The organism is Nonomuraea sp. NPDC050328 (assembly GCF_044459405.1).
Classification (GTDB): Bacteria; Actinomycetota; Actinomycetes; order Streptosporangiales; family Streptosporangiaceae; genus Nonomuraea.
Genome location: NZ_JBITIW010000007.1, coordinates 92,073 through 114,600 on the forward strand (window position 1 = coordinate 92,073; position 22,528 = coordinate 114,600).

Consider the following 22,528-nt stretch of genomic DNA (forward strand, 5'->3'; position numbering starts at 1 on the left):
CCGGGGTGGTGGCGGGCCGGGGTGGCGGGCCGGGGTGGTGGCGGGCCGGGGTGGTGGCGGGCCGGGGTGGCGGGCCCGGGGTGGTGGCGGGCCTGGGGGGTGGTGGCGGGCCTGGGGGGTGGTGGCGGGCCTGGGGGGTGGCTGGCCGCGCAGCTAGGTGCTCCCGAGCACGCACCTCGGCGCGGCCCCGGACGGGCCTCTGCCCGGTGGCCCACGAAAGGTGACCCGCGAGCAGGGGCTCGGGTGGATCTGCCCGGCCTCGGCCCCGACCTCGGACAGGGCGCCGCGCAGGTCGGCCCGGGGACGGGGCCGAGGGAACGGGGCCGAGGGAGCGGGCCGAGGTGGACCCGAGGAATCGGGGGCCGCGCTGGTGGACCCGTGGAAGCGGGGCCCGAGCAGGGGGCCGAGCAGGGGCCCGAGCAGGGGCCCGGCATGGTGGGCCCCTGCATGGTGGGCCCACCATGCTGGGCACGAGGCAACAGGCGGCTCAGTCCAAGTGCCCAGGAGAGGTCAGGGCTGGGGTTCGGGGGCTGGTTCGGTGGTGGGGGGGCGTTGGGCGGGGGCGGGGAGGCAGATGCGGTCGCGGCCCAGTTCTTTGGCCCGGTAGAGGGCGAGGTCGGCGGCGGCGAGCAGTTCGATGAGGTCGTCGCCGTGCAGGCTCATGACCGCGACCCCCGCCGAGATGGTGACGGTGATCAGCGCCTCGTCGGCGGCGATGGCCATCCGGCCGACCCGGCTACGGAGCCGCTCGGCGACGCGCCGCGCCTCGGCGACGTCCGCCCGGGGCAGCAGGACGACGAACTCCTCGCCGCCGAAGCGCCCGACGACGTCGTAGTCGCGGAGCTGGGTCCGGAGCGTGGCCGCCACCCCGGCCAGCACCTGGTCCCCCACCAGGTGCCCGTAGGTGTCGTTCACCCGCTTGAAGTGGTCGATGTCGACGATGAGCAACGCCAGCGTCTCACCGGTACGGCGAGCACGGACGATCTCGGTGTCGGCCTCCCGCTGCCAGGCCGCCGCGTTGAGCAGCCCGGTCTTGGGGTCGGTCCGCGCCGCGGCCTGCAACTGGGCGTGCAGCAGGCTCCGCTGCAGCAACACCACGGGCGGCAGGGTCAGGATGAGCAACGCGAGGTTGATCCCGCAGGCGATCGCCACGAGCACCCCGAGGCAGAGCTCGACCACGTCCAGCAGCGCGCTCTCTCGGTCCCACAGCACGTCCCGCCAGCGGGTGTCCGGGTCGGAGGTGTGCGCCGCGACGGCGATCAGCCCGGTGTTCAGCACCGCGAAGAGCGCCGCGCAGCCCACCGCCAGCAGGATCGGCCCCGCCGTACCCCGGGACAACACGGCGACGTCGGGAACGAAGTGATGGAACACCACCGAAGCCGTGCACCCGGCCAGCCCGATGGCCGCCGAGCTGAACACGCGGCGGTAGATGACCGTGGCCCGCACCCGCCACTGCAGCAACACCTGCAGCAGGATCGGTGCGAAGAGGGCGTACACGGGGGGAAGAAGCAACGCGACGGGAAGCCACCAGGCCGACAGCAGGTCACGCGAGACCCCGGCCGGCATGCCCAGCCGCCGGGTGGCCTCGATGCAGACCGCGCCACACGCCATCAATGCGGTGAACGTCAGCAACTGCGGCAACTCGAACTCGGTAAAAGTCACAAACGCCACAATCGCCACGAGATCCAGAGTTACGATCCCACATAGGTAGATGACGAGAGCTTGGCGCTGTCCGAGCAACGGCCAACGGCCGGCCAAGGTTGACACACCGTCACGAGGCTTGGCTGAGGTGTGACTCGACGCCGCCATCTCGCCTCCTCTCTGCCTAACGATGTGTAACACAATAGTTGCGGAGTGTGCGTCGTGCGACGGGAACCGATACGTTGGCCCCATGGCCGCACTCTTCGTGGGGCCTCAGTGGGTTCGCTCACTCCGCGAGCGGGCCGTCCGGGAAAGGAGCAGCCATGGTGCGGGGCGTGACCTGGACCTGAACGGTGCTCTAGCCGTCAGGCACGGACACAAGCCGTCGGCCGGCCGCTCTCCGACCTCGTTTCACCAGCTCTGAGACCCGACCGGCGCCCCCTCCTCCCCTCCACTCCGTCCTGCCTGCCTTCCTTGCCGGGATCTGGTGTCGCGCCGGCGTCCGGGCCTCTCTCGCGCCCATCCCTCCGTTCCGGGCGGCGCTCTTGTCGCGGCTGTCTCACCTTCGTTCGGTGGGCGGCCGCATTCGTCTTTTCTGGGCCCCGGGCGGCTTGCCGTACACGAGGGTGCCCGGCAAGCCGCACCGTTGAGGGGGTCAGGCGGCCTGGGGTTCGGTGGTCCAGGTTTCGTCGTCCTCGGGGGCGCCCAGGACGCGGACGGCGGGGTCGTCGGTCGCGGTGGCGGGGTCGGGGCCGGGGCGGCTGTAGCGGCCGGCGGCGGGCAGGGCCCAGTCGCGGGTGTCCTCGTCGAGCTGTTCGCGGTGCTCGGGGGTGATGCCGCCGGTCAGGCCGGAGCGTTCCGGCTTGGAGAAGGCGCCCAGACCCCAGCGGAGGTCGTGCCCCACGGCGGAGGCCTCGATCTCGGGCATGAAGCGGCGTTCGCCCTCGGGGCCGAACTCGCGGATGCGGAGCCGGCCCGAGACGATGACCGGGTGGCCGACCTGGACGGACTGGACGACGTTGTCGGCCAGGCCGCGCCAGCAGCGAACGGCGAAGTAGACGGTCTCGCCGTCGGCCCAGACCTGGGCTTTCTTGTCGAAGTACCGGTGTCTGGACGCCACGCGGAGGGAGGTGACCCTCGCTCCGTCGTCGAAGGTGTGCTGGCGGGGCTCGGCTGCGACGTTGCCGGTGAGGGTGATGTAGATGTCGTTCATGGTGCCTCCCACGGGGCGGGCCGGCTGCCCGCCTACTGGCGACACACGTTGGCGGAAAGCGGGTGGGCGGCACCGCTGCCGAATGGGGTTCTGTGGATGACCGGCTGGGCGGGCCCCGGGTGTGGACAGGGCCCGACAGCGTGAGGCGACGCGGGGTGACCTGAGGGCGGGGATACCTCAGGGCCCGGGTTACTTGAGGGCGCGGAGGGCGGCGTTGTACTCGTGGTGGCGGGCCAGTTCGCGCTCGACCGGCTCGACGACGAGGCCCTCGGCCACGGTGGCGACGCGGCGGCGCATCTCCAGTTCGAGCCGCTCCCGCTCCCGCGAGGCCCCGAGGACGACGAAGTTGCGGCAGGCGATCGAGGTCAGGGCGCCGATGGCCAGCACGACGGCCATGCCGATGCCCACCCATGGCAGGGACCCGGTGTCGCCCAGCGCGGCGATGCCGACCGGGATGCCGGCCAGGGCGATGACCATCCAGGCCGCCCCGAGCAGGAAGGCCGCGACCAGGAGGTACTGCCAGACCTGCACCGCCCGCCACCATCCGGGGACGCGGGCGAGCTGCGGGGCGACCTCTTCGAGCTCGTCGGAGAGGGCCTGCGGCAACTGGCCGGAGCGGGTGCGGGCGGCGTGCTGGACGGCGGCGCGCCAGGCGGGGCGCATGTCGGCGGAGAGGCCGTCGGCCAGCGCCTGGACGGCGTTCTCCACTTCGGCGGGCTGGGCGGTGACGACGCCGTCGGCCAGGCCGTCGATCTCCTCGCGGAGGTCGGTGAGGCGCAGGGCCTTGAGCGGGTCGGGCCGCAGCGCCGAGACGAGCCGGGCGACCGGCCAGCCGACGTAGGAGCGCGAGCGCTCGGCGTAGATGTTCTCCATGGCGTCCCCGACGGCCGGGACGCCGACGGCGTCGCAGAGCGCGTCGGTGAGGCCGACCCGGCGCGCGGCGTCGACGGCGGCGGGCGCGTCGCCGGGGGCGTCGAGCTTCCTGACCAGCCGGTCGAGGTCGGCTTCGAGCCGCTGCACGGCGGCGCGCCGCTTGGAGACCGCCTCGGCGAGGACGCTCTTGAGCGAGTCGATGCCGCGCCCGGTGACCGTCGAGGTGGTGACGACGGTCGGGTGGGCGACGCCTTCGCGGCGCAGCAGGTCGTTGAGGTCGATGACCAGCTCGGCCAGTTCCTCGGGGGCGAGCCGGTCGACCTGGTTGAGCGCGAAGACGGTGACCGCGTCGGCGCCGGCGTGCTCGGCGATGTAGCGGCGGTGGGTGGCCGCGTCGGCGTACTTCTGCGGATCGAGCACCCAGACGACCACGTCGGCGACGCCGATGAGCCGGTCGGCCTCGGGGTCGGTGAGCGCGCGGATGGAGTCGTGGTCGGGCAGGTCGAGCAGGATGAGCCCGTGGAGCTGCGACTCGCCCTTGTCCAGCGCGGAGGCGCGGGCGAAGCGGTGGCGCCACTGGATCTGCAGCCAGTCGAGCAGCGGCGCGGCGCCTTCGAGGCCCCAGACGCAGGCGTGCGTGCGAGCGGTGGTGGGGCGGCGCACGCCGGTGGGCGACAGCTCCAGCCCCGAAACCGAGTTGAACAGCGAGGACTTGCCGCTGCCGGTGCCGCCGGCGAGGGCGACCACCGTGTGTTCGGAGGAGAGCTTGAGCCGGTCGCCGGCGCGCAGCAGCAGGGTGCCGGCTTCGGACAGGAGCGGCTTGTCCAGCCGGCCGGGTCCGAGCTCGACGAGCTTGGACAGGGCGGAGAGCCGCTGGGCGAGCGGCGCCCGGGCTGGGGCGAGCGTCGTCATCGCGCCACCTCGAGGTTGTACGTGGCCTGGTAGAGGCGGGTGGCCGCGCTCTCGTCGGGGATGCCGGCGGCGTCCAGGGTGCGGACGTAGCGCATGGCCTCCTCGTCGAAGAGCATGCTGACGCGCGCCCGCAGGTCGCTGAGCGACTTGACGGAGATCGCGCGCAACGACTCGGCGCCGAGCAGCGCGTTGACCAGCTTCTGCGGCACCCCGTCGGAGGAGCCGCCGAACAGGCCGACCATGAAGATCAGGGAGAGCGCGTCGGGGTCGAAGGAGACCACCTTGGAGACCGAGCGCTTGGCCACGCCCTCGGTGCGGATCAGCTCCATGACGTGCTCCTGCCAGGCCGAGACCGCCCGGTTGGCTCGCCGTACCAGCTCCTCGGAGGGGCGGTCGAGGCCCTCGCCGAGAGTGGCGCCCAGCTCGGAGCGGCGGCGCCAGCGGGCGGCGACCTCCTCGGCGGCGCGGGTGGCGGAGGAGACGATCAGGGACTCCAGGCCGGTGCGGAGCGCGGCCTTGAAGGCCATGAGGCGTTCGGGCATCTGCCGGGGCGCGCGGCCGCGGAGCTGGATGGTGCGCAGCAGGTCGCCGGAGCCGGCGAAGTCCTGCCAGCGGGCGAGCACCTCGCCGCGCAGCAGGGAGCCGTCTCGGGCGGCGGCCTCGATCCTGGACAAACCGCCCAGATAGGCGGCCTCGACGTCGGTGCGGAGCTCGCCGCGGAAGGCGACGTGCCCTTCGAGGTGCCTGGCCAGCGCGGGCACGCGGGTGCGGAAGCTGTCGAGCACGCCGTTGAGCGTCTGCCGGACCGCCTGCGAGCGGCGCTCGCCGTCGACGGACAGCTCGGCGAGCCACATGCGCAGGTCGGTCATCTCGCTGTCGGGCAGGCGGCCGTCGGTGACCTTGGACTCCTCGACCACGAAACGGTCCACGTCGCCCAGGCCGTACTCGGTGAGCATCCGGACGAAGTGCTTCATCACCGTCTCGCGCGAGCGCGGCTGCACGCGGGACAGCACGATGGCCAACCGTACCCCGCGCTCGCGGGCCAGGCGGAGCAACTGCCAGGCGGGCGCGTCGGCGTAGCGGGTGGCGGTGGTGACGAAGATCCAGATGTCGGCGGCGTCGAGCATGCGGTGCGCGATCTCGTGGTGCTCCTCGACGACCGAGTCGATGTCGGGGGTGTCGAGCAGCGCCACGCCCTGCGGCAGCTTTTCGGTCGCCGCGACGACCAGGCTGTCCGGGCCGGCGTCGCGGGAGACCTGCTCGATGCGCTTGAGGCCGCCGAGCAGGTCGCCGTCGGCGAACCAGGGCAGATCGCCTGGGTGGCAGGTGAGCACGGGCGTGCCGGTGGTGGGGCGGCGCACGCCGGTGCGGCTGACGTTCTTCTCGGCGAGGGTGTTGACCAGGGTGGACTTGCCCGCGCCGGTGGAGCCCGCGACCACGATCAGCGCGGGCGCGCTGCTGACCCGCACGCGCGGGATGACGTAGTCCTCCAACTGCGCGAGCAGCTCGGCGCGGGCCTGCCTGGCCTCCTCGGCTCCCGGCAGGTCGAGGCCGAACTTCAGGTCGAGCACGCTCTGGCGCAACTGGGCCAGGGCGCCGGTGAGCTGCTCGACGGCCTCGTCGGGCAGTTCCTGCTCGGTCGCCCCCTCGGGTACGGCAGGCGTCCCCTCGGCCTCGTCGACCTCGGCTGCGGCCTCTTCGGCCTCATCCGCGGCAGCGTCACCGGACTCCCCGGCGTCCTCCGAGGAGTCGGAGTCGTCGGCGACAGGCTCCTCGGCCGGTTCCTCCTCGACCACGTCCTCCTCCGCCGGAGGCTCCTTGATCGCGGACATGCTCAGAGTCTGCTCCCCCAGCGACTCCGGGTGCTCGTTCTCCATGGCGGCGTCACCCGTCCTGTCGGCAGCGGTGTTCACGGCACCCGCTCCGCTCGAACCATCTCGACCTCCTGGCCGACCCTGACGACGTCACCCACGACGACGATCGCCGGTGGCCGTACGCCGGCTCCGGTCACCCGCTCCGCCACGGTGGAAAGAGAGGCGACAACCGCGCGCTGGGTCGGAAGAGTACCGTCCTGTACCACCATTACGGGAGTTTCCGGCGAACGTCCTTCGCGAATGAGCGCTTCGGCGATCTTTTCGATCCGTTCGACCGCCATCATCAGCACCAGCGTCCCGGTGGAACGCCCCAATGCGGGCCAGTCGACGGTCGAGCGCGGGTCGTCCGGGGCGACGTGCACGGAGATCACGTGGAATTCCTGGCTGATCCCCCGATGCGTGACCGGCACCCCGGCCGAGGCCGGGACGGCGACCGCGCTGGTGATGCCGGGCACGACCACCACCGGGATGCCCTCGCGGGCGCAGGCCAGGGCCTCCTCGCCGCCGCGGCCGAAGACGAACGGGTCGCCGCCCTTGAGCCGCACCACGAACTTGCCCTCGCGGGCCCGCTCGATCAGGATCGCGTTGATCTCCTCCTGCGGCAGCGCCCTGCCGTACGGGACCTTGGCCGCGTCGATCAGCTCGACGTCGGCGGCGAGCTCGTCGAGCAGCGCGCGCGGGGCGAGGCGGTCGGCGACGACCACGTCGGCCTGGGCGAGGAGTTGCCGGCCGCGCACGGTGATCAGGCCGGGGTCGCCGGGTCCGCCGCCGACCAGGGCGACGCCGACCGGCTTGGCGCGGTTGCGCCGGGCGTCCACGGTGCCGTCCCGCAGGGCGCCGACCACGGCGTCGCGGATGCCGGCCGCGCGGCGCGGATCGCCACCCGCGGTGATCGCGACGCTGATCTCGTCCACGCGTCCGGAGGCCGGGGTCCAGGCGGCCGAGGCGTCGCGGTCGTCGGCGCGCACGCACCAGACCCGCTTGGCCTCCGCCTCGGCGGCGACCGCCGCGTTGACCTCGCGGACGTCGGTGCAGGCCTGCACGAGCCAGGCGCCGTCCACGTCGCCCACCTGGTATGGCCGGGCCAGCCAGGTGATGCGGCCGGCGGCGATGAGATCGTCCAGGGCCGACGTGACGCTCGGGGACACGAGCGTGACCACCGCGCCCGCCTCCAGCAACGCGGGCACGCGCCGCTGGGCTACCCGCCCGCCGCCGACCACGAGGACCCGGCGGCCGGAAAGTCGCAGGCCGAGGAGGTAGGGGCCCATGTCGGCTGATCTCCCGTTCGCGAAGAATGGTGTATTTAGGAGGCAAACCTACCGGGTTGTTTGCACAGAAGTGTTAACGATCGTCAAGAAGCGGTTGGCGCGGGTCCCAGCTCCTGCCATCAGCAAGATCTTTTCGTCGTCTGGCCATCGCTGACAATGCCTCCAGAATCACGCGATTTCCAAGCAATGCCGTGATTTCCGCATGATCGTACGGCGGCGCGACTTCCACCACTTCCATCCCGGCCAACGGAAGTTCGTAACAGATTCGACGCACCGCATCCAGCAGTTGCCGCGAGGACAACCCGCCCGGTTCCGGCGTGCCGGTGCCGGGCGCATGCCCCGGGTCGCAGACGTCGATGTCCACCGAGAGGTAGATCTGGTCGCACTCGTCCAGCGCGATGGCGAACGCCTCGGTCAGGCACTCCTCCAGACCGCGATGGACGATCTCCGTCATCTCGTACGAGCGCATGTTCTGCTCGGCCATCCAGCTCAGCGTCTCCGGCTCGGGCCAGTAGCCGCGCAGGCCGATCTGCAGGAAGCGGTCGCCGCGGATCGCGCCCGACTCGATCAGGCGGCGCATCGGCTGGCCGTGGCCGTACAGGTGGCCGAAGGCGATGTCGCCGGTGTCGGCGTGCGCGTCGAAGTGGATCATCGAGGTACGGCCCGGCTCATGGGCCCTGGCCGTGCCCCTGGCATCGGGCAGCGCGACCGTGTGGTCGCCGCCCAGGACCACCGGGATCGCGCCGGAGACCGCGATGCGGTGGACGGCGTCCTCGATCGCGGCCAGCGCGGTGTCCACGTCGCCGGAGAAGCACTCGACGTCGCCCGCGTCCAGGACCCGCAGGTCGCGCAGGGCGTCCACGCGCATGGCCAGGCTCGGGCGGGAGCCGTCGTGCGGCAGGTAGCAGGCCTGGCGCAACGCCATCGGCCCGAACCGCGCGCCCGGCCGGTGGGAGGTGCCGCCGTCGAAGGGGGCGCCGATGATCACGACGTCGGCGCCGGCGAAGGTGGCCGGATCGTTGACGTCGCACCGCTCGACCCCGAGGAAGGTGATGTCGGGGCCGTACATCGGGCCGTAGCGCGTCATCCCACCATCATCACACGGGCTTTTCCGTCACTCCCGCCGAGTCGAAGGTCGCCACGTCGTGCATCACCCGTACGGCGGAGCAGACCAGGGGGTGGGCCAGGAGGCCGCCCGTGCCCTCGCCGAGGCGGAGCTCCAGGTCTACGAGGGGGCGGAGGCCCAGGTGAATCAGGGCCGCGGCGTGGCCGGGCTCGGCCGAGCGGTGGCCGGCGATGCAATGGTCGGTCACGTGCGGGACCAGGGCCTGGGCGGCCAGGGCGGCGGCGCCGGCGATGACGCCGTCGAGGATCACCGGGACTCTGGCTTCGGCCGCGCCCAGGATGAAGCCGGCGAGGGCGGCGTGTTCGTAGCCGCCTACTGCGGCCAGGATCCTGAGGGCCTCGCCGACGTCCCCCGGCGTGGGCTTCGAGGGGAGGTCCGCGGGGGTTCCGTGGACTTCGGGGGAAGGGGACGGCCCTGCGGCGGGCGCGAGGGCGGGGGGCGTGGGGGCGCCGGAGCCCGTGGGGAGGTTGTTGGTAGCCAGGGCGCGGCGGACGATGGCGACCTTGTGGGTGTGGGTGGCGTCGTCGATGCCGGTGCCGCGGCCGGTGACCGTGGCGGGGTCCAGGCCGGTGTAGGCGGCGATGAGGGCGGCCGAGGCGGTGGTGTTGGCGATGCCCATGTCCCCGGTGATGAGGCAGCGGGCGCCGGAGGCCACCAGGCTGCGGGCGACCGAGATGCCCGCCTCCAGGGCCGCGACCGCTTCGTCCGAGGTCATCGCGGGGCCCAGGGACAGGTCGGCCGTGCCGTACCCGATCTTGTGGACGAGCAGCCCCTCCCCCGGCGGCAGGTCGGCGGCGACGCCGACGTCGACCACGGTGACGGAGGCGCCGGCCTGGGCGGCGAAGGCGTTGGCGACCGCGCCGCCGGCCAGGAAGTTGGCCACCATCTGCACGGTGACCTCCTGCGGCCACGGGCTGACGCCCTGGGCGTGGACGCCGTGGTCGGCGGCGAAGATGGCGAGCGCGGCGGGGGCGGGCATGGGCGGCGGGTTGACGCCGGCCGCACCGGCCAGCCGTACCGCGACGTCCTCCAGCACGCCGAGCGAGCCGGGCGGCTTGGTGAGGCGGCCCTGGTGCGCGCGGGCGGCGGCCAGCGCGCGCGGGTCGGCCGGGCGGATGGCTTCGAGGACGGACTGGAGCACCGGGCGGGCGTCGGACACGGGTGTACCCCCAGGGGACCTGAGCAGAGGACGGTGAGCCGGTCGGGAGGGGGACGGCCGGGCAGGGGAAGACGGCGGGACGAATCAAGGACCGGCGGGACGGGCCAGGAGCAGCAAAGGTCAGGAGACGGGCTGGAGGGCTTCCTCGTAGCGGTCGATGACCACGTCGGCCAGCGCCTCGCAGTCCCCGATGACCTCGGCGCAACGGATGTCGAGGTCCGGGTGCCCGGCCCCGTAGGCCAGGGCCTGGGCCCAGACCCGCTCCAGCATCCCGCCCGCGAACAGCAGGTACGGCAGCACGATGACCCGGCGCGCGCCCAGGCGGCGGCAGCGCTCCAGGCCGCCGGGCACGCCGGGCGGGGTGACCGACACGAAGGCGGTCTCGACGGTCATGTAGTCGTAGCCGTGCGTCTCCCAGAACAGCCGCGAGACGCGGTGCACCTCGGCGTTGGCCACGGGGTCGGTGGAGCCCTCGCCGACCAGCACGATCGCGGTCTCGGAAGGGGAGATGGGCTGCGGCTCGTCCTCGGTCACCAGGCGGAGCGGGCCGGAGGCGGGCAGGTCGGCGACCGCCTCCTCCAGCCGTTCGGCCAGGAGCGAGAGCACGCGGGGGTCGGGGCCCAGGGGACGTCCGGTGTCGTACATGAGGGTTGGGTGCCTCTCCTGCTCGAGCGCCATCGCCGCGGGGAACTCCTCGCCCACCTTGCTGAGGCTCAGCGGCAAGGCCACCAGCCGGTGGTGGCCGCGCGCGACCAGCGAGGCCACGGAGTCGCTCAGCCGTGGCATGGACTGCTTGAGGTACCCGCCGGAAACGTCGGCGGCGGTCTGGTCGAGCCGGCAGCGGAGCCGGTGCACGAACCGGCCGAACTCGGCCGAGCCGGCATCGTCGTGCGAGCCCTGCCCGATCAGCAGCAGCGGCGGCTTCATCTCGCGGATTCACCTCGGGGGAAGAAAGCGGGACACGCGAGGATAACAGGTCACTCCGAGTGAGCGGGTACTCCATAGAGCACCAGAACCGGCTCCGCGGACGCCAGACCATGGGTCCCATCTGGGAGAACCGTGAAATGCGCGGCCTGGATCTGGGTGCCCTCGGCGCGGTAGCCGTACTCGCGCATCCGGTCGAGGATCGCCGGGACCTGCTCGATCGCGCGCACGACGCACACCAGCGAGCGCGGGCGGCGCGCGGCGCAGGCGACCACCACGTCCGGGCCGCCGCCGCCGACGTAGACGGCGTCGGGGTCGGGCAGCGGTTCGAGGGCGGGCGGGGCGTTGCCTCGGGTGAGCGCGACCTTGACGCCGTGGTCGAGGACGTGGCGGCGGATGCGGGCGCAGGCGGCCTCGTCGCGTTCGACGGCGACCACGGCCGCGCCGAGCCTGGCGCACTCGACGGCGATCTCGCCGGAGCCGGAGCCCACGTCCCAGACCAGGTCGCCGAGCCGCGGGCCGAGCTTGGCCAGCACGAAGGCCCGGACCTCGGGCGGCAGGCCGCCGCCGGGCAGCGCCCATTCCGCAGGTCCGGGACGCGGGCCCGCGACCCAGCTCCGGGGCTGCGGCCGGTGCAGGGGGTCGACGACGAGCACGACGTCCGGGTCCTTCCAAGGCCGGGTGGTCGCCTCGCCCATGCGGCTGTGCGTGACGCGTTCGGCGGGCCCGCCGAGGTCCTCGCAGACGATCAGCGCGCGCGGCGTGGTGGGCGCCAGCTCGCGGGCCAGCTCCCCCGGCCCGACGCCGGGCGCGCAGAGCACGCCGACCTTGTGGTGCGCGCGGCAGGCGTTGACCACGCGGCCGAGCTGCCCGGCGTGCTCGGGCGCGACGACCAGGGCGTCCTCCCAGTTGAGCCCGGCGCAGGCGAAGGCGCGGGCGGCCAGTGGCACGGCCGGCAGCACCGCCGGGCGCAGGCCGTGGCCGCGCAGCTCGCGCACAACGCCGAAGAAGCCCGGGTCGCCCTCGGCGAGCACCGCCGCCGAGCCCTCGCCGTGCTCCAGGTGACCGTCCAGGACCCCGAGCAGGTCCTCCCCGTACGGCACCGCGTCCTTGAGCCCGAGCTCGCGCAGCAGCCGGTCGGGTCCGGTGACGAGGGTGGCCCGGGCCATCGCCTCCGCCGCCGCAGGGGCCAGAGCCAGGCCGTCCCAGCCAATCACCGTGACCGTCATGCCTCCAGAGTGCATCCTCCTGAAGCGTCCGGGTAGGGAGTAATGCCCGAGAGGAGTGAGGGACATCATGGACCGCGGAAGTGACAAGCACGGCCCGCGCCTGGACGAACAGCAGAAGCAGGAGACCGAAGGTCTGGTACGCGGGGGCGGTACCTCGCGCGCCGAGGAATGGAAGGAGCCTGAGCCCATGCCCGCTGCCGGCGAGCAGGAGCCGCGCAAGTACGCGCCTGGTCACGAGCCCGGAACGGCCAAGGGGATCGACGCCTACGGGGTCGAGCTCCGGAGCGACATGGCCCGCTGGGTACCCGATTCGATCTTCCCTGCCGGACGGGAGGAGCTGGTACGGCAGGCGGAGCGCCCCGAGGTGCCCGATGCGGTCGCGAGGGCGCTGGAGAAGGTGCCGGAAGGCCAGTACCGCAACATCGGCGAGGTCGCCGAGGCTCTCGGACTGGGCGTGGAGAGGCGCGGGTGACGAGGCGTGCGACTCGACTTCATCCGTCCCCTCTATGACCATCGGGGGCCTTATGCGTCCGTGTACTTAAGAGGGGCCGAGCGCGAGCAGTGGTGGCGCTCGGCGCGCGGTGAGCTCGGCGAGGCCGACCAGGTCACGCTGGAGGCGCTGGACAAGGAGCTGCGCGCCCCCGCGGCCGCACGCGCCTTGTTCGCCGCGCACGGGGTCGTGGTCCTGGCGGAGAACCTGCCGCAGGGACCCGGACTGGCCAGGTGGTCGCCGTTGCCGCACGTGGTGCCGATGCTCGCCGCCCGCGGCGAGAACGTGCCGCACCTGAGGGTGATCGTCGATCGGGCCGGGGTGGAGCTGACCGTCTTCGGCGGCGGCTCCCCCCGGCACGCCCTCGGCGAGGCCACCACCTGGCCGTTGCAGAAGACCGCGCAGGGCGGCTGGTCGCGGCGCACCTTCGAGCGGCACGCCGAGGAGGCCTGGTCGCACGACCTGGCCGCCGCGGCGACCGAGATCGACGAGCAGGTGCGCAGGATCGGCGCCGAGCTGGTGATCGTGGCCGGTGAGCCGCGCCCGCGCTCGGCGCTGGTAGACCGGCTGAACACCAAGACGTCCGACCGCGTGCTCATGGTGGAGCACGGCAGCCGCACCGACCACGGCGGCTTCACCAGGGACGTCGAGACGATGCTGGACGGCTGGCTGGAGCGGCGGCGGTCGGAGCTGCTGGGCCGCCATCGTGACAGCGACGGGCCCGCGGGGCTCGGGCAGGTCGCCCGGGTGTTGCGGGAGGGCCGGGTGCACGCCGTCCTGATGCCCGGTGAGCTGCCCGCCGAGGTCTGGATCGGCCGCGGCGGCACCCAGCTCGCCGACACGGCCGAGGAACTGCTCCGCTGGGGGGTGGAAGAGCCGGTCCAGGACCGGGCCGACGCCGCACTGGCCCGGGCCGCCGCGATGACCGACGCCGAGCTGTGGTTCTGCCCGGAGTTGCCGGACGTGGCCGCGGTGATCCGCTACTAGGTCAGATCGCGATGACCACTTCGAGGGTCCGGGGGCCGTGCACGCCCTCGACCCGGTCGAGTTCGATGTCGCTGGTCGCGGAGGGGCCGCTGATCCAGGTCAGCGGGCCGGTCGGGTCGAGCCGGGCGACCGCTTCCGGCACGGTCGCCACCACGTGGGCGGCCTCGATGACGCACAGGTGGTAGTCGGGCACCAGGGTGGCGGCTCGGCGGCCCTGCCGTTCGTCGAGCACGATCGTGCCGGTCTCGGCGATCGCCACCGCGCAGCCGGTGACCACGCCGTCGAGTTTGTCGAGTTCGGCGACCGGCAGCTCGCCGGTCTCCGGCTCCGGCAGGGCGTCGAGCCACGGTTGCGGGAGCCGGCCCGGTGCGGCCAGGCGGCGGCCGGCGGCCAGGCGGGTCAGGGTGGCCGGCACCTCTCCGGCGGGCACCACGTGCACGGTCGCGCGGTAGTCGGCGATGCGCTCGGCCAGCAGCCCGATCAGGTCGGCCGGTTCGGCCCGCTGCCGGTAGGCGCGCGGGATCTCCACCTCCGGCGCACCCGTAACCGCCTGCCGCACCCGAGCCAGGATCTCGTCTTTTGCGTTCACTTGTCGCCCTCCCGTAGCCACCAGTCGCGGAACGACTCCGCCGGGATCTCCGGGAGCTCCCGGGTGTCGGTCCAGGCCCCCAGTGCGCCGGGCAGCCGGCTGGGGACGAAGCGCCGGAGCCGGCCGGCCGCCCGCTGGGCGCGGGTGAGCCGCGCGTCCTTGCGGAAGACCCACCCGGCGGCCCGCATGCCGATCCGCTCGGGCAGCGGGTGCGGGGCCTTGGCCCGCAGGTCCACCAGCACCTCGGGGATGTCGATGGCGACCGGGCAGACGTCGTAGCAGGCCCCGCAGAGCGAGGAGGCGAACGGCAGCGAGGCGTCCAGCTCACTGCCCATGCCGCGGAGCTGTGGGGTGAGGATCGCGCCGATCGGCCCCGGGTAGACCGAGCCGTAGGCGTGCCCGCCCGCGCGTTCGTAGACCGGGCAGACGTTGAGGCAGGCCGAGCAGCGGATGCAGCGCAGCGCCTGGCGGCCGACCTCGTCGGCGAGCACCCCGGTGCGGCCGTTGTCCAGGAGCACGAGGTGGAAGGTCTGGCCCTCGGTCGCGCCGGTCCAGGTGGAGGTGTAGGGGTTCATCCGCTCGCCGGTGGAGCTGCGCGGCAGGAGCTGCAGGAAGACCTCCAGGTCCCGCCAGGTGGGCAGCAGCTTCTCGATGCCGACCACGCTGATCAGCGTCTCGGGCAGGGTCAGGCACATCCGCCCGTTGCCCTCGGACTCCAGGACCACCAGGGTGCCGGTCTCGGCGATCATGAAGTTGGCGCCGGAGACGGCGACCTTGCTCTTCAGGAAGCGCTCGCGCAGGTGGCGGCGGGCCGCCTCGGCCAGGGCGCGCGGCTCGTCGGTGAGGCCGGGCGGGGCCTCGGGCATCTCCCGCAGGAAGATCTCGCGGATCTCCGCGCGGTTGCGGTGGATGGCCGGGACCAGGATGTGGCTGGGGAAGTCGTCGCCGAGCTGCACGATCAGCTCGGCGAGGTCGGTCTCGTAGGCGGTGATGCCCTGCTCAGCCAGGTGCTCGTTGAGGCCGATCTCCTGGGTGGCCATCGACTTGACCTTGACCACCTCGCGCTCGCCGGTCGCCTTGATCAGGCCGGTGACGATCCGGTTGGCCTCGGCGGCGTCGCGCGCCCAGTGCACCTGGCCGCCCGCGGCGGTGACCGCCGCTTCGAGCTGGAGCAGGTAGCGGTCGAGGTGGCGCAGGGTGTGGTCCTTGATCGCCTTGCCGGCGGCCCGCAGTTCCGTCCAGTCGGGCAGCTCGCCGACCACCGCGGCGCGCTTGCCGCGGATGGTGTGCGTGGCCTTGCGCAGGTTGAAGCGGAGCTGGGAGTTCTGGACGGCCTGCGCCGCGTTCTGCGGGAAGGTTCCCGGCATTCCGACGAACACGCTCATCACACGGCCTCCGTGGACGCGAGGATCTCGGCCAGGTGCATGACGCGCACGCCCGACTGCTGGCGCCGCAGCGTGCCGCCGATGTGCATCAGGCAGGAGTTGTCGGCGGCGCAGAGCACCTCGGCCCCGGTGTCGAGCACGTTGCGCACCTTGTCGCCGCACATCGCGGCGGAGACGGCGGGGTTCTTGACCGCGAAGGTGCCGCCGAAGCCGCAGCACTCCTCCGCGCCGGCCAGCGGGACCAGGTCGAGGCCGCGCACCTTGCCCAGCAGCCGCGCGGGCCGGTCGCCCAGGTGCAGGCCGCGCAGCGAGTGGCAGGTCGGGTGGTAGGTCACCCGGTGCGGGAAGTAGGCGCCCACGTCGTCGACCTCCAGCACGTCCAGCAGGAACTCCGACAGGTCGTACACCTTGGGCGTCAGGCGCTCGATCGCCGCCGCGCCGGGGCTGCCGGCCTTCACCAGCTTCGGGTACTGCTCGCGCACCATGGCCGCGCACGACCCGGAGGGCGCGACCACCGCGTCGTAGTCGCCGAACACCTCGGTGAAGTGCCTGGCCAGCCGTACGCCCTCCGCCCGGTAGCCGGTGTTGACGTGCATCTGCCCGCAGCAGGTCTGGGCCTGCGGGAACTCCACCGCGCAGCCGAGGCGGCGCAGCAGGGTGACGACGGCGCGTCCGGTGCCGGGAAACAGCGTGTCGTTCACGCAGGTGATGAAGAGGGCGACCCGCACAACTTCCCCTTATGGTCTGACCACAGTATGGTCTGACCTTATGGCAGATAGCTGGGCACCCGTCAAGCGGACGCGGACCTTCGAGGAGGTGCTCGCCCAGATCGAGCGGCGCATCGCCGAGGACGGCATGCGGATCGGCGACCGGCTGCCCGGCGAGCGGCAACTGGCCGAGCAGCTCCAGGTCAGCCGCTCCTCCGTGCGCGAGGCGCTGCGCGTGCTGGAGACGCTCGGAGTGCTCTCCTCCCAGGTGGGCCGCGGTCCCGAGGCGGGCGCGGTGCTCATCTCCCGGCCCGGCGCGGCGCTCACCGACCTGCTCCGGCTGCACGTGGGGCTCGACGGGCTGGAGCCGGCCGAGCTGATCGAGACCCGGCTGATGATCGAGCGCTTCGCCGCCGAGCGGGCCGCGCTGCGCGGGCCGGACACCAGCGCGCTGAGCGAGGCCCTGGCCGCCATGGACGCCGCCTCAGGGCCCGAGGAGTTCGTGGAGCACGACATCGCCTTCCACTGCGCCATCGCCGACGCCTCCGGCAACCGGCTGATCGCGGTGATCATGCGGTCGTTGCGCGACTCGGTCCGGCCGCACGCGGTGCAGGCGGTCGAGCGGATCGGCGACACCGCCGGGCTGCGCGCCGACCACCAGCGCATCCTCGACGCGATCACGGTGGGCGACCCCGCCGAGGCCGCCCGCGCGGTCACCGACCACCTGGCCAAGACCTACCCGCCGGGCCCCGCACCCGCCTAGGAGCGGGCGTCGGCCACCCGGCAGGAGGCGCCCGAGCAGGTGTGCATGAGCCGCATCAGGTAGTCGAGCCGCATCAGCAGCGCCGGCGAGGCGGAGGCGGCCAGGTTGTCGAGCTGCTGCGGGTCCTCCACCAGGTCGTAGAGCTGCGTCTCGCCGGTCGCGTACCGCACGTAGGTGTAGCGCTCGGTGCGGATCGCGGTGTAGGGCGGCACGGGCGTCTGGCGGGCCGACTTCTTGTTCGCCGGCCGGAAGAACTCGATCAGCACGTTGCGCCGCCAGTTGGCCGGCCGCTGGCCACGCAGCAGCGGCACCAGCGAGCGGCCCTCGGCGAAGGCCGGCACGGTCGCGCCGCCGAGTTCGGCGAAGGTGGGGGCGAGGTCGATGGTCGCGCACATCGCGTCGTTGACCGCGCCGCGCGCCACCCCGGGACCGCGCACGACCAGCGGGATGTGAATGGCCTCCTCGAACGGCGTGGTCTTGCCCTGGCGGAGCCGGTGGGTGCCCAGGTGGAAGCCGTTGTCGGAGGCGAAGAACAGGTAGGTGTCCTCCAGTTCGCCGGCCGCCTCCAGGGCGTCGACCAGGGTGCCGACCAGGTCGTCCACGCCGAGCATGGCGCGCAGGCGGTCGCGGTAGCGCTCGTCGATGCGGTCGATGCCGGCCGGCTTGATCAGCGGGAGGTCGCGCAGCCAGCGGGGCTCGCGCTCGACGTCCTCCTGGTTGAAGGACTTCGTGCGGGGGGCCTTGGCGCCGGGGAAGGCGCTGGCGTGCCGTACCGCGGGGTTGGCGGGGTTGTGCGGCGCGACCGGGGCCAGGTAGAGGAAGAACGGCGTGTCTCCGGCGGCGTTCACGAAGGCCGTGGCCTTGGCGGCCAGCACGTCGGAGAGGTAGTCCTGCTCGGCCCAGCCGTAGTCGACCAGCGTGCCGTTGGAGTTGAGGGTGTAGTCGTACTCCTCGTACAGGTTGCGTACGGGCACGTCCCAGGTGTCCCAGCCGGGCGGCACGTAGGTGGCGGCGGCCGAATTGCCGGGGTAGTGGTTGAGGAACTTGCCCATCAGCCCGGTGCGGTAGCCGGCCGCCTTCATCCAGGTGCCGATGGTGGAACGGTCCAGCTTGAGGGCGTTGAAGCGGTCGAATCCGCCTTCGGGGGCGGTGTTGGTGAGCACGTTGTGGCTGTGCACGTACTGCGAGCGCAGGATCGAGGTGCGGGAGGGGCAGCACCAGGAGTTGGTCACGAAGGTGCGCTCGAAGGAGATCCCCTGCTGGACCAGGTGCCGGGAGATGTTCGGGAACAGGTGCAGGTTCCCCGCCTCGAGGTCGTCCACCAGAATCAGGACGACGTTCGGCTTCGCGGGCGCTCTGACGGGCTTGCGCGTGGCGAAACCGCCGGTCGCGGACACCGAGGGCATCCCTGTGACCAGCATCAACAACGCTATGCATACGACTCGACACAGACCCTTCAGCACAGAAGCCACCTTGCCCCGGAGATCGCTCATTGACACCCGGAGCGGGATAATAGAACGTGTTCTAATGAAACTCGGCCTGAATCTCGGCTACTGGCAACGCGCCGCCGACGACGCCACCGAGACCGTCCTGCTCGCCGAGCGGCTCGGCTACGACTCGGTCTGGACCGCCGAGGCCTACGGCAGCGACGCCTTCACCCCGCTCGCCTGGTACGGCGCGCGCACCTCCCGGATCAAGCTCGGCACCTCGGTCGTGCAACTGTCGGCCCGCACGCCGGCCGCCACCGCGATGACCGCGATGACGCTCGACCACCTGACCGGCGGGCGGCTGCTGCTCGGCGTGGGCGCCTCCGGGCCGCAGGTGGTCGAGGGCTGGTACGGCCAGCCGTTCGGCCGCCCGCTCGCGCGCACCCGCGAGTACGTCGAGATCATGCGCAAGATCTGGCGCCGCGAGGAGCCGGTCACCGCTCCCGGGCCGCACCACCCGCTGCCGCTCCCCGGCGGCCTGGGCAAGCCGCTCAAGTCGATCACCCACCCGCTGCGCCCCGACATCCCGGTCTACCTCGGCGCCGAAGGCCCCAGGAACGTCGCGCTGTCGGCGGAGATCGCGCAGGGCTGGCTGCCGCTGTTCGCCTTCCCGGAGAAGATCGGCGAGATGTACGGCGAGGCCCTCGCCCCCGCTCCCCCGGACTTCGACATCGCGGCCATGGTGCTGGTCCTCATCGACGACGACGTCCCCCGCGCGCTGGAGGCGGTGAAGATGATGCTCACCCTCTACATCGGCGGCATGGGCGCCAAGCACCGCAACTTCCACGCCGACATCATCGGCCGCATGGGCTTCGCCGAGACCGCCGAGCGCATCCAGGCGCTCTACCTGTCCGGCCGCAAGGACGAGGCGTTCAGTGCCGTCCCGGACGAGCTGGCCGACGGCATCTCGCTGGTCGGCCCGGCCGGGCGAATCAAGGAGCGGCTGGAGGTGTGGCGGGCCAGCCCCGTCACCAGCCTCCTGGTGATGGGCCCGCGGGACGAGGCGTCGCTGACCACCGTCCGGGACCTCGTCCTGGGCTAGGGTGCTGCGGGTGATCCGCGGCTTACGTGTCGGCCTGACCGTGCTGTTGCCGGCCGCAGTCCTGGACGGCAGCAGTGGACGCCACCGCCCGCGCCCTGGAGACCGGCAGGACGCGGGACGGCTGGGTGCCCGTAGTGGCCGGGGCGAGCTCGGCTGGGAGTCCGATCGGGACTAGTCCGGCCGCGGCGCCGGGTCGGCGGTGACCGAGCGCAGCAGCGGCCGGCTGAGCGCCCCCGCCGCCAGCACCCCGCCGAAGCCGAGCACCACGCAGGTCACCAGCGTGAGCACGCCCCGCACGTTCATGGCGGCGTACATGAAGGGCAGCGCGCACAGCACCCCGGTGGCGATCGAGCCGCCGCCCATCACCGCGAGCGGGATGAGCGTCTCCGAGCGCCGCGCCCGGTCGAGGACCTCCAGCGGCGTCCCGGCCAGGCGCAGCAGCGCGTAGGTCTGGCGCCGGTCGAGCACGGAGGAGGCCGCGGTGATCCCCGCGCTGGCGATGGCGACCAGGAAGGAGACGGCCAGCACCACGACCGTGCCGGTGCCGACGTCCTTGAGCACCTGGGCGGAGGTGGACCCGTCCTCGGCCTCGGTGGTGGCCGTGTGGCCGGGGGCCAGGCCCTCCAGCGCGGTCCGGGCGCGGTCGGTGACCGCCTGGTCCGCGCCGGTGCCGAGGGCGGCCACGATCCCGCCCTTGGTGGTCTCGACCTCGGCCCTGACCCCCGCCACGGCCAGCCGCTCGCGTGCCTCGGCGGCGGCCTTCTCGGCCTGCCCAACGGGTACGGCCAGCGTCAACTGGTGCCGGTCGGGCGAGCCGAGCAGGTCGGCGCTGGGGCTGAGCAGCCCGAGGAAGCCCGCGACGAAGCCGGTCAGCGCCACGCCGCTGACGGTGCGCCAGGCCGAGCGCGGGTCGTCGACCAGCCGCCGCCCGGCCAGCAGCGTGCCGGGCCGCCGGGCCCTCGCGGCGGTCACCCGGCCGATGACGGCGACCACCCACGGCCCGACCAGGTTGAGGGAGAGGAAGGCCAGGCCGAGCGCGCCGGCGATCACCGCCACGCCGGCCTGGCGGCTCAGCACCGGCACCGCGATCAGCGCGGCGAGCAGCACCAGCACCCGGACGAAGCGCAGCCCGGGCGGGGTCTCCCGCTTGGCCACGCCCAGCGGGCTGACCACCACGCGCCGCAGCCCGGCGACCGCCGAGAGCCCCACCAGCACCGGGACGCCGGCCAGGGCCACGGCGACGATCCACACCGGCGGCCACAGGTCGGCGGTGTACCAGGGGCCGCCGCCGATCTCGATCCTGGTCAGCAGCGGGGCGGCCAGGCCGTACAGCACGGTTCCGGCCAGCGCGCCGGCCAGGGCCACGAGCATCGCCTCGGCCACGGTCATCCCGGCGACCTGCGCCGGGGTGGCGCCGACCAGGCGGAGCGCGGCCAGCCGCTGGTCACGGCGGGCCACGGTGAGCCGGGCCGCCGCGCCGCCGAAGACGAGCAACGGCACGACCATGAGCACGCCGGCGATCAGCGCGAGGATCCGGTAGCCGATGGCGTCGTCGGTCGGGGTGCCGGCGAAGGAGGCCACCCGGGTCGGCTTGACCGAGCCCATGGCCACGTCGCGATCGCGGCTCTTCATCGCCGGGTCGTCCGGGCGGTGCCCGGCCACCACGACCAGCTCCTCCGGGTGGACCAGCGCCTCCTCGCCCAGGGTGCCCCGCTGCTCGGGGTAGCGGGCGGCCAGCCGGTCGGCGGGCAGCTCGCGGGCGAGCTCGCGCAGGGCGGGCGAGAGCCACACCTCGCCGGGGGCCGGCACGCGCGGGAGTCCGGGCGGTGCGGGCGCCCGGTCGCCGAGCGCGGCGATGTCCACCACGGTGATCGGGCGGCCGGCCACGTAGTCGAGGCGGGTGGCCTGCACCGCCACCGCGCCGCTCTTGGCCGCGACCGGGTTGCGCCACGCGCCGCGTTCGGCCCGCGCGTCGAAGGCCAGGTTGGCGCTGATCGCGAAGAGCAGCAGGGCGGTCGAGACGGCGACCGCGCCGAAGGTCAGCCACGTGCCCAGCAGGCCGCGGCGGCCCCCGCCGCGCAGCAGCCTCCAGGCCAGCGAGAGGGTCGCGTTCACGCCTGGACCCCCGGCAGGAGCTGGGTGAAGGTCTGGTCCGGTACGGCGGAGCCGCTCAGCCGCCCGTCGCGCACCTCGACGGTGCGGTCGCACCAGCCGGCCACGTTCGGGTCGTGGGTGACCACGACGAGCGAGGCGCCGTTGTGCTTGGTCGCCTCGACCAGCAGCCGCATGGTGTCGTGCCCGGTGCTCTGGTCGAGCGCGCCGGTGGGCTCGTCGGCGAAGACCACCGCCGGCTTGGTGACCAGGGCGCGCGCGATGGCCACGCGCTGGGCCTGGCCGCCGGACAGCTCGCCGGGCCGCCGGCCCTCCATGCCCTGCAGGCCGAGCGGGCCGAACCAGTCGCACGCCTGCCGTACCGCCTGGGTGCGGGAGACGCCGCCCAGCATGAGCGGGAGGGCCACGTTCTCCTCGGCAGGCAGCTCGGGCAGGAGCTGGCCGAACTGGAAGACGAAGCCGAAGCGGGTGCGGCGCAGGGCGCTTCGCTGGCGTTCGCCCAGGTTGTCCACCCGCTGGCCCATCAGGTGCACCTCGCCGGAGTCGGGCTTCATGATCCCGGCCAGGCAGTGCAGCAGGGTGGACTTGCCGGAACCGCTCGGACCCATGATCGCGACGGCTTCCGCCTCGCCGATGGCGATGTCCACCCCGGCCAGGGCGGTGGTGGGTCCGAAATGCTTCGTCAGGGCGTAGCCCCCGAGTACCTCGCTCATGGTCACCAAGCCTGGAGGCCCGGCTCGCCCGGCG

General features: G+C 73.1%; 19 protein-coding genes. 4 read left to right on the forward strand and 15 right to left on the reverse strand.

The genetic code is table 11. The features are described 5' to 3' along the window. Positions 1–510: 510 nt before the first annotated feature. From ACIBG7_RS25730 to ACIBG7_RS25770, 9 genes are all read right to left on the reverse strand, one after another. Positions 511–1,662, reverse strand: coding sequence for a GGDEF domain-containing protein (locus ACIBG7_RS25730; RefSeq protein WP_397337822.1), 1,152 nt, complete (start codon positions 1,660–1,662; stop codon positions 511–513). A 634-nt stretch (positions 1,663–2,296) separates the two neighbouring features. Then, entirely contained in the window at positions 2,297–2,854 is a 558-nt protein-coding gene (locus ACIBG7_RS25735) for a single-stranded DNA-binding protein (protein WP_357933412.1), read from the reverse strand. A 189-nt stretch (positions 2,855–3,043) separates the two neighbouring features. Beyond that, positions 3,044–4,639, reverse strand: coding sequence for an ABC transporter (locus ACIBG7_RS25740; RefSeq protein ID WP_357933410.1), 1,596 nt, complete (start codon positions 4,637–4,639; stop codon positions 3,044–3,046). Next, positions 4,636–6,552 carry an AAA family ATPase gene (locus ACIBG7_RS25745; protein ID WP_397337823.1) on the reverse strand — a complete coding sequence of 639 codons (1,917 nt, stop codon included), beginning with the start codon at positions 6,550–6,552 and terminating at the stop codon, positions 4,636–4,638. Before ACIBG7_RS25745 ends, ACIBG7_RS25740 begins: the two co-directional genes overlap by 4 nt. Beyond that, a complete protein-coding gene (cobA, locus tag ACIBG7_RS25750) occupies positions 6,549–7,781 on the reverse strand; it encodes a uroporphyrinogen-III C-methyltransferase (RefSeq protein ID WP_397337824.1) in 1,233 nt (410 codons plus the stop codon). The genes ACIBG7_RS25745 and cobA overlap by 4 nt, the downstream gene beginning before the upstream one ends. Positions 7,782–7,854: 73 nt before the next feature. Next, positions 7,855–8,868: an agmatinase gene (gene speB, locus ACIBG7_RS25755; RefSeq protein WP_397337825.1), complete on the reverse strand. Its 1,014-nt coding sequence runs from the start codon at positions 8,866–8,868 to the stop codon at positions 7,855–7,857. 10 nt (positions 8,869–8,878) lie between these two features. After that, positions 8,879–10,066 carry a nicotinate-nucleotide--dimethylbenzimidazole phosphoribosyltransferase gene (locus ACIBG7_RS25760; protein ID WP_397337826.1) on the reverse strand — a complete coding sequence of 396 codons (1,188 nt, stop codon included), beginning with the start codon at positions 10,064–10,066 and terminating at the stop codon, positions 8,879–8,881. 120 nt (positions 10,067–10,186) lie between these two features. Beyond that, a complete protein-coding gene (locus ACIBG7_RS25765) occupies positions 10,187–10,993 on the reverse strand; it encodes a sirohydrochlorin chelatase (RefSeq protein WP_357933398.1) in 807 nt (268 codons plus the stop codon). A 50-nt stretch (positions 10,994–11,043) separates the two neighbouring features. Further along, positions 11,044–12,219, reverse strand: coding sequence for a precorrin-6Y C5,15-methyltransferase (decarboxylating) subunit CbiT (locus tag ACIBG7_RS25770; protein ID WP_397337827.1), 1,176 nt, complete (start codon positions 12,217–12,219; stop codon positions 11,044–11,046). A 67-nt stretch (positions 12,220–12,286) separates the two neighbouring features. Between ACIBG7_RS25770 and ACIBG7_RS25775 the strand changes: the two genes are divergently transcribed. Together ACIBG7_RS25775 and ACIBG7_RS25780 are read left to right on the forward strand one after the other, a co-directional pair. Then, complete coding sequence (locus tag ACIBG7_RS25775) at positions 12,287–12,691, forward strand: DUF2795 domain-containing protein (RefSeq protein ID WP_357933392.1); 405 nt, start codon at positions 12,287–12,289, stop codon at positions 12,689–12,691. 60 nt (positions 12,692–12,751) lie between these two features. Then, positions 12,752–13,696, forward strand: coding sequence for a Vms1/Ankzf1 family peptidyl-tRNA hydrolase (locus ACIBG7_RS25780; RefSeq protein WP_397337828.1), 945 nt, complete (start codon positions 12,752–12,754; stop codon positions 13,694–13,696). A gap of 1 nt (position 13,697) precedes the next feature. On the opposite strand, the gene ACIBG7_RS25785 is transcribed toward ACIBG7_RS25780, so the two are convergent. Genes ACIBG7_RS25785 through ACIBG7_RS25795 form a run of 3 tightly spaced genes read right to left on the reverse strand, consistent with a single transcriptional unit; the run spans position 13,698 to position 16,398 of the window. Continuing rightward, on the reverse strand, positions 13,698–14,285 hold the full coding sequence (locus ACIBG7_RS25785) for a lactate utilization protein C (protein ID WP_397337829.1): 588 nt from the start codon (positions 14,283–14,285) through the stop codon (positions 13,698–13,700). Continuing rightward, positions 14,282–15,670 (reverse strand): lactate utilization protein B, encoded by a 1,389-nt coding sequence (locus ACIBG7_RS25790; protein ID WP_397337830.1) that lies wholly within the window; start codon positions 15,668–15,670, stop codon positions 14,282–14,284. Before ACIBG7_RS25790 ends, ACIBG7_RS25785 begins: the two co-directional genes overlap by 4 nt. Then, the gene (locus ACIBG7_RS25795) at positions 15,670–16,398 is read right to left on the reverse strand and encodes a (Fe-S)-binding protein (protein ID WP_397337831.1); all 729 of its coding nucleotides are present in this window, start codon (positions 16,396–16,398) and stop codon (positions 15,670–15,672) included. Before ACIBG7_RS25795 ends, ACIBG7_RS25790 begins: the two co-directional genes overlap by 1 nt. Before the next feature lie 40 nt (positions 16,399–16,438). On the opposite strand from ACIBG7_RS25795, the gene ACIBG7_RS25800 reads away from it, so the two are divergent. Then, positions 16,439–17,140: a FadR/GntR family transcriptional regulator gene (locus ACIBG7_RS25800; protein WP_397337832.1), complete on the forward strand. Its 702-nt coding sequence runs from the start codon at positions 16,439–16,441 to the stop codon at positions 17,138–17,140. Here the strand turns inward: ACIBG7_RS25800 and ACIBG7_RS25805 are convergent. Next, positions 17,137–18,546: a sulfatase gene (locus tag ACIBG7_RS25805; RefSeq protein ID WP_397338133.1), complete on the reverse strand. Its 1,410-nt coding sequence runs from the start codon at positions 18,544–18,546 to the stop codon at positions 17,137–17,139. The genes ACIBG7_RS25800 and ACIBG7_RS25805 overlap by 4 nt on opposite strands. Positions 18,547–18,667: 121 nt before the next feature. Here ACIBG7_RS25805 and ACIBG7_RS25810 point away from each other — a divergent pair, with 121 nt between their 5' ends. Next, positions 18,668–19,669, forward strand: coding sequence for an LLM class F420-dependent oxidoreductase (locus tag ACIBG7_RS25810; RefSeq protein WP_397337833.1), 1,002 nt, complete (start codon positions 18,668–18,670; stop codon positions 19,667–19,669). A gap of 171 nt (positions 19,670–19,840) precedes the next feature. Here the strand turns inward: ACIBG7_RS25810 and ACIBG7_RS25815 are convergent, their stop codons facing one another. Together ACIBG7_RS25815 and ACIBG7_RS25820 are read right to left on the reverse strand one after the other, a co-directional pair. Continuing rightward, positions 19,841–21,784, reverse strand: coding sequence for an FtsX-like permease family protein (locus tag ACIBG7_RS25815; RefSeq protein WP_397337834.1), 1,944 nt, complete (start codon positions 21,782–21,784; stop codon positions 19,841–19,843). Continuing rightward, positions 21,781–22,494 (reverse strand): ABC transporter ATP-binding protein, encoded by a 714-nt coding sequence (locus tag ACIBG7_RS25820; protein WP_397337835.1) that lies wholly within the window; start codon positions 22,492–22,494, stop codon positions 21,781–21,783. The genes ACIBG7_RS25815 and ACIBG7_RS25820 overlap by 4 nt, the downstream gene beginning before the upstream one ends. Positions 22,495–22,528 lie beyond the last annotated feature (34 nt).